The organism is Ruegeria sp. HKCCD8929 (assembly GCF_013031405.1).
GTDB lineage: Bacteria > Pseudomonadota > Alphaproteobacteria > Rhodobacterales > Rhodobacteraceae > Ruegeria.
The window spans coordinates 1-12247 of sequence record NZ_WPZY01000063.1 but is presented as its reverse complement, the minus strand read 5'-3'; the positions used below and the strand labels follow the sequence as shown (position 1 = coordinate 12247).

Annotated in this window: 10 protein-coding genes; all 10 read right to left on the bottom strand. The window is 62.1% G+C overall.

The features are described 5' to 3' along the window. Positions 1-345: 345 nt before the first annotated feature. Positions 346-1068 carry a FadR/GntR family transcriptional regulator gene (locus GOX53_RS27655; RefSeq protein ID WP_254446834.1) on the bottom strand — a complete coding sequence of 241 codons (723 nt, stop codon included), beginning with the start codon at positions 1066-1068 and terminating at the stop codon, positions 346-348. A gap of 3 nt (positions 1069-1071) precedes the next feature. Then, a complete protein-coding gene (locus GOX53_RS27650) occupies positions 1072-1905 on the bottom strand; it encodes a sulfite exporter TauE/SafE family protein (RefSeq protein ID WP_217351971.1) in 834 nt (277 codons plus the stop codon). A gap of 2 nt (positions 1906-1907) precedes the next feature. After that, positions 1908-2657: a DUF1028 domain-containing protein gene (locus tag GOX53_RS27645; RefSeq protein WP_171182096.1), complete on the bottom strand. Its 750-nt coding sequence runs from the start codon at positions 2655-2657 to the stop codon at positions 1908-1910. Between the two features lies 1 nt (position 2658). Further along, the gene (locus tag GOX53_RS27640; RefSeq protein WP_171182095.1) at positions 2659-4452 is read right to left on the bottom strand and encodes a gamma-glutamyltransferase family protein; all 1794 of its coding nucleotides are present in this window, start codon (positions 4450-4452) and stop codon (positions 2659-2661) included. Between the two features lie 20 nt (positions 4453-4472). Continuing rightward, positions 4473-5336 (bottom strand): ABC transporter permease, encoded by an 864-nt coding sequence (locus GOX53_RS27635; protein ID WP_171182094.1) that lies wholly within the window; start codon positions 5334-5336, stop codon positions 4473-4475. A gap of 1 nt (position 5337) precedes the next feature. Next, positions 5338-6282: an ABC transporter permease gene (locus GOX53_RS27630; protein ID WP_171182093.1), complete on the bottom strand. Its 945-nt coding sequence runs from the start codon at positions 6280-6282 to the stop codon at positions 5338-5340. A 60-nt stretch (positions 6283-6342) separates the two neighbouring features. Continuing rightward, positions 6343-7854: an ABC transporter substrate-binding protein gene (locus GOX53_RS27625; RefSeq protein WP_171182092.1), complete on the bottom strand. Its 1512-nt coding sequence runs from the start codon at positions 7852-7854 to the stop codon at positions 6343-6345. Continuing rightward, entirely contained in the window at positions 7851-8948 is a 1098-nt protein-coding gene (locus GOX53_RS27620) for an ABC transporter ATP-binding protein (RefSeq protein WP_171182091.1), read from the bottom strand. The genes GOX53_RS27625 and GOX53_RS27620 overlap by 4 nt, the downstream gene beginning before the upstream one ends. After that, positions 8936-9961 (bottom strand): ABC transporter ATP-binding protein, encoded by a 1026-nt coding sequence (locus tag GOX53_RS27615; RefSeq protein WP_371810447.1) that lies wholly within the window; start codon positions 9959-9961, stop codon positions 8936-8938. Before GOX53_RS27615 ends, GOX53_RS27620 begins: the two co-directional genes overlap by 13 nt. Positions 9962-11158: 1197 nt before the next feature. Further along, positions 11159-12247: hypothetical protein (locus GOX53_RS27610; protein WP_217351970.1), on the bottom strand; the 1089-nt coding region annotated here is incomplete at its 5' end.

Genomic DNA, 12247 nt, shown 5'->3' with positions numbered 1-12247 from the left:
CTGGAACTACTTCAAGGCTGCCGGCTATGTCTCAGGTTAATGGCGGGAGGCTTTAGGCTCTGGAAACCATATCACTCAGTCAGCATGGCAGTGTTTCAAAGCACTGCCGCGACTGGGTCGGGGTCAGCCGTGACGTATCTGTCCCATAAGGCATCCTTCCATTTCATCGAATGGATCGCACCATCAAACCTTGGGATCAAACACCTGGAGCCGTCGCGCCAAGTGTCATGTCCATCCCGGACGACACACCGAATGAGGTGATGAACGGCGCAGGTGAAAACATACTCTCGATCAGCCTGAAGCCATTCCCGCCGGATATTGGCCAGCCACAACGCCCTCCATGGATCATTGTCGTTTCTCGGTAGGTGGCAGGTGATCCTCGGAACCGTAGCTGCGGTTGCGCAGCATTGCGTTCGAGACCGACAGCAGATGCGTTTCCATGATTTCGGCAGCGGCCTGACTGTCGCGTGCGGCGATGCTGCTGAACAGCTGTTCGTGCTGTTCACCCAGACGCACCAGTGTGGATGGCGAGTATCTGGTTTCCCGACGGCGGGTCCATTCCGCCTGTCGCCGGACCGCGCGGATGGAATCGTAAACCGTCAGAAACAGGGGGTTATGAGCCAGCTCGGCGATCTTGTAGTGAAAGATGTCATCGGCTACGCCGTAGGCCTCGGTGTCAGAGGCGTCCAGCGTTGCCTGGGTCAACTGTTCCAGCGTCTTGAGTTCCTTGACCGAAGCACGCCGGGCGGCAAGGGCGGCCAGCGCCGGTTCGATCTCCAGCCGCACCTCCATGACGTCGCGCGGCATGACCTTGGCGGCCAGCGCCCGAAACGGGTTGGCTTCGACCGCTGGCGGAGGAGAGGCGAAGGTGCCCTGACCGTGGCGGCGAAAAATGGTGCCATCCTGTTCCAGCAGATCGAGAATGCGCCGCATCCGCGCCCGCGTCACCTCAAGCGTTTCGGCCAGCGAGCGTTCGGGCAGCAGCTTGCCGTTCTTTAGGAAGGCCCCCGAGTCGATCCCGGCACGCAAGGCAGCGGTCAGGTCGGCATCTGATGGACTATTTTCCAAGGTTCACCACGCTCTTACCAGATCAAAAAACATGCGCAGGGACGTAAGCATCAGGAACAGACCAAAAGCAAGCCGCAATGCACGTTGTGGAATGGAATGAGCGATGCGCACGCCGACATGGGCAAAACTGGCGGTCAGCGGAATGATCAGCATGGCCGCAACCAGATTGACATAGCCCAGCGAGTAAGGCGGCAGACCGGGCTGACCCAGACCGGTGGCCGCGTAGATGAGCGCTCCGGGCAGGCCGATGACGAAGCCGATGGCGGCCGACGTACCTACCGCGCGGCGGATGTCGTAGCCCAGAAAGTTCAGAACCGGTACGCAGACCGTGCCTCCACCGATGCCCATCATGGCCGACACACCCCCTGCCAGCACTCCGGTCGCAGCCCAGGTGCCGGACGAAAAGCTGCGGGGTGATGCGGTGCCGTCGGGCCTGCGAAAGATCATGTCTGTCGCCACGAGGCCGGCGACACAAGCAAAGACCGCGACCAAGATGTAGCCGCTGACCAAACCGCCCAGCAGTCCGCCGATGATCACGCCTGCCAGGATGGCCGGGGCCCATCGCCTCAGCAGGGCCATGTCCAGTGCGCCGCGCCGGTAATGACCCCAACCGGACGACAGTGATGTGAACACGATAGTGGCAAGCGATGTGCCGACCGCGACCTGCATGGTCAGGGCAGGATCATTGCCCGAAAGTGAAAGCGCGAAATAGAGCGCGGGAACGATGACGATACCGCCACCAACGCCCAGCAACCCCGCCAGAACCCCACCAAAAACGCCGGCCCCAGTGGCGATGGCAAACAGCGCCACCACAGTGGATGGGGCAATCGTACCCAACCTCAGGGCGCTCCGGTGGCCAGCGAACGGCTGACGCGCCCGGCAGCCCGGCGTTCCGCCTCACCTTTGGCGATGGCCGCTTCGAGCGCGGTCCGGTCGGGGTTGCCTGAGAAGTTGCGCTCGCTCGGCATAGCTTCTGCGAAATGCAGATAGCGCTCACCCGCCACGTCATAGAGCCTGCGCAACTCGGCCAGGGGATCGTGATGATCGTCGGTGCGGATGTCGAGCCAGGAATGCGCCTCGCCCCGGTGGATCACCATTCCCGCCGCCTGCTTGCCGCGTTTGTCACCGCCCAGCCGCTCGCCTGCCTCCATCGCAGAGATCAACCGTTCGGCCAAGGGCTGGCCGCTGCTGTCAGCGAAGGTCTCGAAGGTGGCCTCGACCACATCGGGCCCGGCCAGCATGTTCCCGGCGACCGAATGATACCGGCCCATGCGATGCCCGGCCCAGTCAACGCAATCCTCGCCGGTATGAGCGGCAAAATCGCCGTGGCTGTCCAGCAAATGCGCCTGCCGCGCGGCGCGCCCGTCATCACGGGCCACCAGGTCGTCCAGTACCTCTTGCGCTGCTTCGCCTGCTTCGAGCCGCCGCAACCCTTCGGTGCCCCAGACCGGGTTCGAAAAGGCCTGCGAGGCGATCGCGCTGTGTGCGCCGACGCATGTGACACGGGCGCCGCAGGCAAAGAAGCGGCTGGCAACGATGATGCCGATGACACCGGTTTCGGGATCTTTTGCAATCAGGGAATAGGTCATGTCAGCGTCCTACTGCATAGGCCTGCATCAGGCGGGGGGTGGCGGCGGCACGCAGGGTGCCGTCCTGTTCGCGGAGAGCGGCGGTCAGGCGGCCGACAGTCCAGGGTTCGGCGACGGTTACCTTGTGGCCACGCGCTTGCAGGTCCTCGATCACGGATTCGCCGAACGAGGCCTCGATCATCATCTCTCCGGGCTGCGCCGCACGGGGATAGAACGAGCTTTGGAAATGCATCGAGTGAAACAGCGGTGCATCCATGCAGGCCTGCAGCTCCAGCCCGAAATGCACAAAACGCAGGAACCAGATCAGCTGCCACTGATCCTGCTGATCGCCGCCAGGGGTGCCAAAGACCAGCCTGACCCCGTCCTTTTCGGCAAGGCTGGGTGTCAGCGTGGTCCGCGGCCTGCGCCCCGGCGCCAGCGAGGTCGGCAGGCCCGGTTCCAACCAAAACATCTGTGCCCGGCTGTTGAGCGGAAAGCCAAGCCCGGGGATCACCGGCGAACTTTGCAGCCAGCCGCCCGAGGGCGTGGCCGCCACCATGTTGCCCCAGCGGTCAATCACATCGAGATGCACGGTATCGCCGCGCCTTTCAATCAGGTGCGACATGGTCGGCTCGCCCGCGCTGGCACCGGTATTGGCCTGAAAATCTCTGGCGGCACGCGCGATGTAGGCGTCGGCCAGATGTTCGAACCCCGGCACCCGACCCGGGCGCTGTTCCTGTGACGCGTCCGGCCCGATCAAGGCTCGGCGTTCCGCCGCATAAACGTCGCTCAGCAGGTGTTCCATCGGGACATCGCTGTGATCCGGGTCACCGTAATAAGCCTCGCGATCGGCATAAGCGAGTTTCATGGCCTCGATCACCGCGTGGACGAACTCGGCTCCGTTCGTGTCCATTGCGCCAAGATCGATCCCCTTGAGGATCGCCAGCGCCTGCAGCATCACCGGGCCCTGGCTCCAGGCATGTGTCTTATGGACCGTCCAGCCATGATAGTCATAGCTGAGCGGTTCTTCGTAGCTGGCACGCCAGTCGGCCATGTCACCCCGCGCCAGCACGGCCCGGTTGCGCTGGCCCGACACATCCATGACGGTTGCCTCGGCCAGATAGTCAAAAATCCGGTCGGCCACGAAACCCTGCCGCCAGGCGCGACGGGCGGCGTCGATTTGTTCGACACGATCCTCGTGCGCGGCTTCGGCATCGGCCATAAGACGTTCATATGTAGCGGCCAGTGCAGGGTTGGCGAAATTGCCATTAGGTTCAGGAGCTTGCCCATTAGGCAACCATGTCTCGGCCGAGCTGGGCCATTCCTCGGCAAAGAACTCTGACAGGCCCACAATGGTATGAGCCACACGCGGCAGCACTGGGTGGCCGTCTCGTGCGTAGGCGATGGCGGGTTCCATGACGGTGCGCAGAGGTAGCGAGCCATGATCGCGGAGCATCAGCATCCAGCCATCAAAAGCGCCGGGCACGACCGTGGCCAGCAGACCCGAGCCGGGGATCAGGTTCAGGCCCAGTCCGGTAAAGTGCTCGATGGTGGCGGCAGCCGGGGCGGGTCCCTGGGCGCAGAGAACCTCGGTTTTGCCGGTTTCGGCGGAATGAAAGATCGCGGGTATGTCGCCTGCGGGGCCGTTCAGATGCGGTTCGACCACTTGCAGGGTCATGGCGGTGGCAACGGCGGCGTCAAAGGCGTTGCCGCCCTTTTCGAGGATGCCGAAACCCACAGCCGAGGCGATCCAGTGGGTCGAGGTGACGACGCCAAAGGTGCCTCGGATCTCGGGACGGGTGGTGAATTCAGACATGGTTTTGCTGTCTCCGAAAGTCAGTGTTCGCGCGGGTCCAGCGCGTCGCGCAGCCCGTCGCCCAATAGGTTGAAGCCCAGCACCACGAGAAAGATCGCGATGCCCGGCCACATCGCCATCCACGGGGCCTGGTTGAGGAAGTTCTTGGCGGTATTCAGCATCGAGCCCCAGCTTGGGGCGGGCGGTTGCTGGCCGAGGCCCAGAAAGGACAGCGAAGCCTCGGCGATGATGGCGGTGGCGATGGTCAGCGTGGCCTGCACCAGCACCGGCGGCAGCACGTTGGGAAAGATGTAGCGGGTCAGGATCTTGGGCGTCGGCAACCCGATGGCACGGGCGCTTGCGACATAATCCTCAGCCTTGACCGACAGCACCTGCCCCCGCGTAAGCCGGATGAAGATCGGGGTGGCCGACAGACCGATGGCGATCATCGCATTGGTCAGCGATGGGCCCAGAAAGGCCGCCAGCGCAATGGCCAGGATCAGGAAGGGCGCGGCCAGCAGCGCCTCGGTACAGCGCGAGATCACCGCGTCGGTCCAGCCGCCGAAGTACCCTGCAACGATGCCCAGCGGCACCCCCAGCAGGACCGCGATCCCGACCGAGACGACACCCGCCAGCAGCGACGCCTGCGCGCCCCAGATCATCCGGGCCAGCACGTCGCGCCCGATCTCATCGGTGCCAAAGGGATGGGCAGCGGTTGGCGCCTTGCGCACCGCGCCCCAGTCCGTGGCAGCGGGATCGGGCACAGGCAGGATCGGCGCGGCCAGCGCAATCAGGACAAAAAACGCCACCAGCACACCGCCAAGCATGGCGCTCTTGTGGGCACGGAACTTCTTCCAGACCCGGCTTTCGGGACGGCGTGTCAGGATGGGGTCGGCAATGCTCATCTCAGGCGGTCCTCAGTCGCGGGTTGAGCAGCACATAGGCCACGTCAGCCAGCAGGTTCATCACGATAAAGCCGACAGCTGTGACCAGCACGATGCCCTGCACCACCGCATAGTCCCGGTTGAAGACTGCATCGACCACGAGTTTGCCAAATCCGGGGATGGTGAAGATCTGCTCGGTCAGCACCGCGCCCGCGATCAGCTCACCAAACAGCAGAGCGGTCAGGGTCACAATCGGTGTCAGCGCGTTGCGAAAGGCGTGTTTCAGCACTACACGGCGCTCGTGCAAGCCCTTGGCCCGGGCGGTGCGGACATAGTCGGATTTCAATACGCCCAGCATGGCGGACCGTGTGTGCCGCATCAGTGTGGCGGCCAGTGCCGTGCCCAGAACAAAGGCGGGCATCAGCATGGTGGTGATGGATTTCACCGGGTCTTCGGACAGCGGCACATACCCCGAGGCGGGCAAAAGGTTGAGCCGCACCGACACCAGCAGGATCAGCATGATACCCAACCAGAAATTGGGAACCGACAGGCCCGAAAGCGCAACGATATTGGCCACATAATCGGTCACCGTGCCCTTTTTGACGGCCGAGATGATCCCCGCAGGGATGCCGATCACCAGCGCGAACAGGATCGCCATAACCGCCAGCTGGATCGTCACCGGCAGCTTTTCGGCGATCAGCTCGGTGACCGGCTGGTTGGTACGCAGCGAGATGCCCAGATCACCGCGCAACGCGTTGCCGACCCATGTCAGATACTGCACCGGGACCGGGTCGTTCAGCCGGTATTTCTCGCGCAGGTAATCCAGCACCTCGGGGTCCCGTTCCTCGCCCGCCATGGCCAGCACCGGATCACCGGGCAGCAGTTTTTGCAGGCTGAACACAAAGACCGAGATCAGCAGGATCGTCGGTATCGCGATCAGAATGCGACGCAGGATGAAGGACAGCATGGCTCAGGCTTTCAACGGGGTGGCCCGCCCGGGGGACATTCGGGCGGGCCGGGGATAGGCTCAGTTCTCGAGAGTCACACCTTCCAAGCGGATCATCCCGTCCGGATATGGGGTGAACCCCTTGAGGCCAGTGTCGAGCGCCCAGATCCAGGTCTGGTGATAGAGATACACGATTGGCATATCCTCGATCAGGACATCCCGCGCGCCGTCATACTCGGCTTTGCGCGCCTCGAAATCAGTCGAGGCACGGGCCGCATTCAGCATCTCGTCCACTTTCGGGTCGGAATAGTGGCTGTCATTGATACCGCCGCCGGTGGTCATGAACTGGTGGATGTTGCCATCGGGGTCGACCCGACCGGACCAGCCGATCTGACTGGCCTGATAGTCGCCCGCGCTCTGATCGGCGAGCAGGGTGGCGAACTCTTTCGACGTGATCTCAATCCTGATCCCGGCCTCGGCGGCCATCGCCTGCACGACCTGCATCAGCTGTAGCGGTACGGTGGTATTGGGCACCTGTACCTCAAGGTCGATACCATCGGGATACCCCGCCTCGGCCAGCAGGGCCTTGGCCTTGTCCACATCCCGCGCGGGCACAGGATGATCGGCGTCATACCAGGGCGAGGTCGGCGGGAACGGCTGGTTGCCGGGGGCAAAGGCGCCCTCAAACACCACCTGATTGATCGCATCGCGATCCAGCGCATGGCTTAGCGCCTGACGCAGCCGCTTGTCGTTGCCCCAGGGGTTGTCGCCTTTCTCACCGTTGGCCACATTAAAGGTAATACCCTGATATCCCAGCGAAACGGCCCGTTCGACGGCAATACCCCCGTCACCCTCAGCCTGAGCCAGATCAGTGGCGGCGAGGCGTTCCAGCATGTCGATATCACCCGATTGCAGATTGGCCAGTCGCACGGTGGTGTCCGGGATGGGCAGGAACGTTACGCTGTCAAAGTGGATCTCAGCGGCGTTCCAGTAGTCCGGGAAACGTTCTAGCGCGATCCGATCCTGCGCCACGCGTTCCTTGAAACTGAACGGTCCCGAGCAGACAGGGTTCAGACCAAAATCCGCACCCGCCGCCGTGGCTGCGGTAGGGGAAACCATCATACCCGACCGGTCGGCGAACTGCGCCAGAAGCGTTGCATCGGGGGCCGCCATGTTGAAGCGCACGGTGTAGTCGTCGACCACATCCACACCTGTAACCGACTTGAGCTCGGACTTGCGGCGCGATTCCTCGAGGTTCTGAGAGCGGTCGATATTGTCGGCAACCGCCTGCGCATTGAAGGGCGTCCCGTCATGGAACACCACGCCCTCGCGCAAGGTCATGGTCAGCGACTTGCCATCTTCGCTCCATTCCCAACCGGTGGCCAGTTGCGGGATCAGTTCCAACTCGGGAGTGATATCCACCAGCTTGTCGCAAAGCGAGGCATAGACGATGCGACCGACGAAGGTGCGCGACTGATCCGGATCCAGCACATCGGCATCCGATTGTAGCGCGATACGCAGATCAGCGGCCTGTACCGTTAGCGCGGTGGCGCTCAGAAGCCCGGCTAGCAGGCTGGTCTTGAAGGCATTCATGATATTTCCTCCCTGTGTGTGGCAGCATTTTCCTTGGCTTCCAAAGCCGCGCGATACAGCGCGAACCGCTCTTCCGCTCCGACGCTGCGATGCCGTGGCTGGGCCGGTTTTCCGGCTTGCGGTATGGTTTGCCAGTGGTGGCAGGCGACGGAATGCATCCCGTCCACCAGCGTGGTCGTGGGTGTGTCGGTCCGGCAATTGTCCTGCGCAAGGGGGCAGCGGGTGTGAAACCGGCACCCCGATGGCGGTGCCGAGGGGCTGGGCATCTCGCCGCTCAGCGTGATCTGTGTGCGGGTGCGTCCCACCTCGGGTTCGGGGATCGCCGAGAGCAGCGCGTGCGTATAAGGATGGCGCGGGGTGTCAAAGACCCGATCGGCCGGGCCGCTTTCAACGATCTGGCCCAGATACATCACCGCAACCCGGTCGCTCATATGCCGGATCACTGCCAGATCATGGGCAATGATCACCAGCGTCAGGTCTAGATCCTGCTTGAGATCGTTGAGCAGATTGACCACCTGCGCCTGCACCGACACGTCCAGCGCCGAGACCGGCTCATCCCCGATCAGCAGGCGCGGCCCTGAGGCCAGAGCCCGGGCGATGCCGATACGTTGGCGCTGTCCGCCGGAAAACTCGTGCGGGTAACGGTTGGCGTGATCGGCCAGAAGACCGACCTGCGCCAGGAGATCCGCGACCTTACTGCGGCGCGCGGCGGCATCCAGTTCGGGCGCATGCACCTCAAGCGGTTCGCCCACCAATTGGCCCACGGTCATTCGTGGGTTCAGCGACGAAAAGGGGTCCTGAAACACGAACTGCATATCCCGGCGCAGCGGAGCCATGTCGCGTCGCGCGAGGTCCTGTACCTCTTGCCCGTCAAACAGCACCTGTCCCGCCGTGGGACGGTCCAGCCGCATCAGCAGCCGCGCGAGGGTGGATTTGCCGCAACCGGACTCACCGACGATGGCGAACGTCTCCCCGCGCCGAATGGCCAGTGACACCCCATCGACGGCGCGCACCTTTGTTTTTGGGGCAAACAATCCGGCACTCAAGGTAAAATGGCGCGTCAGATCGCGCGCTTCGAGGATCAGATCGCCCATCGAACGTCCTCCTGCCGCTCCAGCGGTGCGAAATGGCACGCAACACTGTGGCCCGGCGCAACCTGACCCGCAGCGGGCCGGCTGGCGCAGGTGGCGGTGGCAAAGGGACAGCGGGTGCGAAACCTGCAGCCGTCGGGCATATCGGCAATCGACGGGACCGTGCCGGGGACGGTGATCAGTCTGCCGCGCCCGCCAGACATGCGCGGCACCGAACTCATCAACCCGATCGTGTAGGGGTGTTGCGGGTCGTCAAAAACAGCATTCACCGGCCCGCTTTCAACGATCTGACCGCCATACATCACCGCTACGGTGCTGGCGATTTCGGCCACCACACCCAGATCATGGGTGATCAGGACAGTGGCCATGCTGGTTTCGCGTTGCAGGTCACGGATCAGATCGAGGATCTGGGCCTGAATGGTCACGTCCAGCGCTGTTGTCGGCTCATCCGCGATCAGCAGCGCCGGGTTGTTGATCAGCGCCATGGCGATCATCACCCGCTGCCGCATCCCGCCGGACAGTTGGTGCGGGTATTCGCGCAAACGCTGTTCTGGTGCCGGAATTCCCACCCGGTGCAGCATCTGCCGGGCCCTGTCGGTTGCCTCGGTCCGGGTGCAACTGCGGTGATGCAGAACCGCCTCGGCGATCTGGTCTCCGATCCGGAAGGCGGGGTTAAGCGAGGTCATGGGTTCCTGAAAGATCATCGCCATGCGATTGCCCCGGGCGGGCGCATCCAGCCCATCGGTGCGCAGGTCATGGCTGCGACCTTCGAACTCCATCCGGCCATTGGGGATGTCGATGACGTCGCGCGGCAGTAGACCCATCATCGCCATTGCCGTGATCGACTTGCCGCAGCCGGATTCGCCGACGATGCACAGGGTTTCACCTGCCGAGACCGACAGGTTCAACCCGTCCACCGCCAGGGCGGCGTGCCCGCGAAACCGCAAACTGAAATCACTCAGCCGCAGGATGGTGTCATTCGGATCTGTACCTGAAGGGGCATCAGCTCGTTGCACAGCGATTCAACCTCTAACGCAACCTATTTGATATTGGTTGCATCAATTGTGTAACCTGTCAATCAGGAACATGAGGCAGCAAAACCCGGCGATCGATTGATCCGGCAGGTATTGGCGAAACGCGAGGCCCTGTATGGTTGCAGGCTCGATGTGATTGTGACGGTTGCCGCCATCCGGGACCTTGCTGAAGATGAGCCTCATCCCCTAACAGGGCCAAGACGCCTTCGAGGGTGCAGGGTGCCTCTGGCTATGCCATACTCTTGAGAAGTCGGCATCTCGAGACGTCTCAGAACTTGTGACCTCGAGGCTCTGCTTGCGCCAGTTCGATCTCAGAAGCTCTCGTACCGGCGACGGACGTAAGGAAGGGCGAGCCGCATCTCAGTAAAGAGAGTTTCGGAGGGCAGTCCGGCTTGAGCCGCTGGTCTCGAATGACAACAGGTGTCAATTCATAGCCGCCACTGCGCGGAGGCGGTCGGCAGCGAAATCAACGAAGCTCCGCACTTTCGCCGCTGCGCGCCGACCTTCAATGTGAACTAGGTGATTGCCAACGCCGCCGCTTCAAAATCACCAAGTATAGTGCGGAGGTATCCTGCTTCCAAGTCCCTGCCGATCGAACAGGATAGGACGCGGCTGACGCGAACTGATGCTCCAATACCCCGACCGACCTCCCGGGTTGTGAGAGAAGCCGCTCGGGACAATCATCAATCCAAGAGAGCAGAGCTTTGCACTGCCATATGCCGCTTGCCGCGATCCTATTTGATCGCGGCGATACAGACAGGTCGTTCTCTGAACCTACCAAGCCACTCGCGCACAAGAACCCGACCGTTTCGGGCGCGACGTCCATAGTCAGACGATCACAGTATGCAGGACAGGGACCTGACAATGATCGGAAGCAATTGCGTTGTCGGAGCTCGTAATTTCTGAGGCATGACCTCTCGGATACAAGCTCTATCTTACGCGTTGGCCAACTGTTACGCAGCCCTCTTCCGAGATGCGGCGCAGGAAGGCGATCTCTCCACGCTCAATTGGTCAAACGCGGCCATGCAAAACGCGCAGGTTTTGCGATCTCGCCGCTTTTGCACGGGTTCGAGGTTTCCCGGTCCCGACCACCGTGCGCCCAGCATGCGATACGCGATGGTTGACGCCGCGCCCGACGAAGCGATCAAATCGGGGCCTGAATGACACCAAAATCCCATCCTATGCCCGCGCTGACTGGGCCTTTGCATAGGCCTCCATCTCGGCACGTAGGATCTTAGTAAACTCGTCCTTCTTGGTCGTCAGCAATCGGTCATACAGGATGTCCGAGATCTTGCCCTTGGCAAGATCGGCTGCAGCGGCGGCTCCGACGGCTTCACCATTTTTCTTCCCGAGTTGCTTGGGGTTTGTGGCCATCCACTTGCCGATCTCCTTTTCGACCTCTGCGCTCGATTTGAGCAACTTGCTGAAACCACCGGTCCCAAACCTGATGAAGAATTTCATCAAAGCCTGCGTGACCACCTTGTCGGGAAAGTTCTTGATCCCCTGCGAAAAGGCAACCAAGTCCTTTTTGGCCAGTTCTTTCGCCAAAAGGGCGGCCTCCTTTTCCAGAACGCGCGAAACGACCCTGCTTTGGGACAGGCGCGCGAGCTGGGCCGAGATCATTGGCCGTGATGCCAGTACGTTCAAAAACGGCTTGGCGGCGTACTTCGCGATACCGCCTGCAATCGCCGAGCCTGCAGCGCCCGTAAGGGCATTCGCCAAGGTCCGCTTGGCAATCTCACCTGGCGAGCGCTGCTTCAGGCCGGCGTCCCACCGGCCCAGCGCGTCGGCGCCGTCAAAGGCAAGGTTGACCCCGGCGCTTGAAAGGCCGCCGACCAGGGCCGCCGCCGGCAGGCTGGCCGGAGCGGTGACGGTGATGGCAACAACGGTTCCACAGAATATCCCCGCCTCCTTGACCACCTTGAGACCCGAGACGGTACTCTCGGCGGCTCCGATCAGTCCTCCGATCCACTTGTGGACGTCGTTGGTATAGGCCGTGATCGCCTTATCCGCGGCTTCGACATGTTTTGCAAAATCGCCGTATTTTCGACCTTTGGTCGTTTGGGCGAGCTGCTTGATTGCCTTGGTGGCAGCGGTTCGGGTCCGTTTCGGTTCGTCATCTGATGAAATTATCTCGACGATAGAGGACACGAACCACTGATCGTCATTGATCTGGCGCTGAGTATCGTGCCGGCCGATGGCATAATCGTGCTTAGGGTCAGGATGCATTGATTTTCGCTGCTCTGCGTGATTCACGGCTCGGAAAAC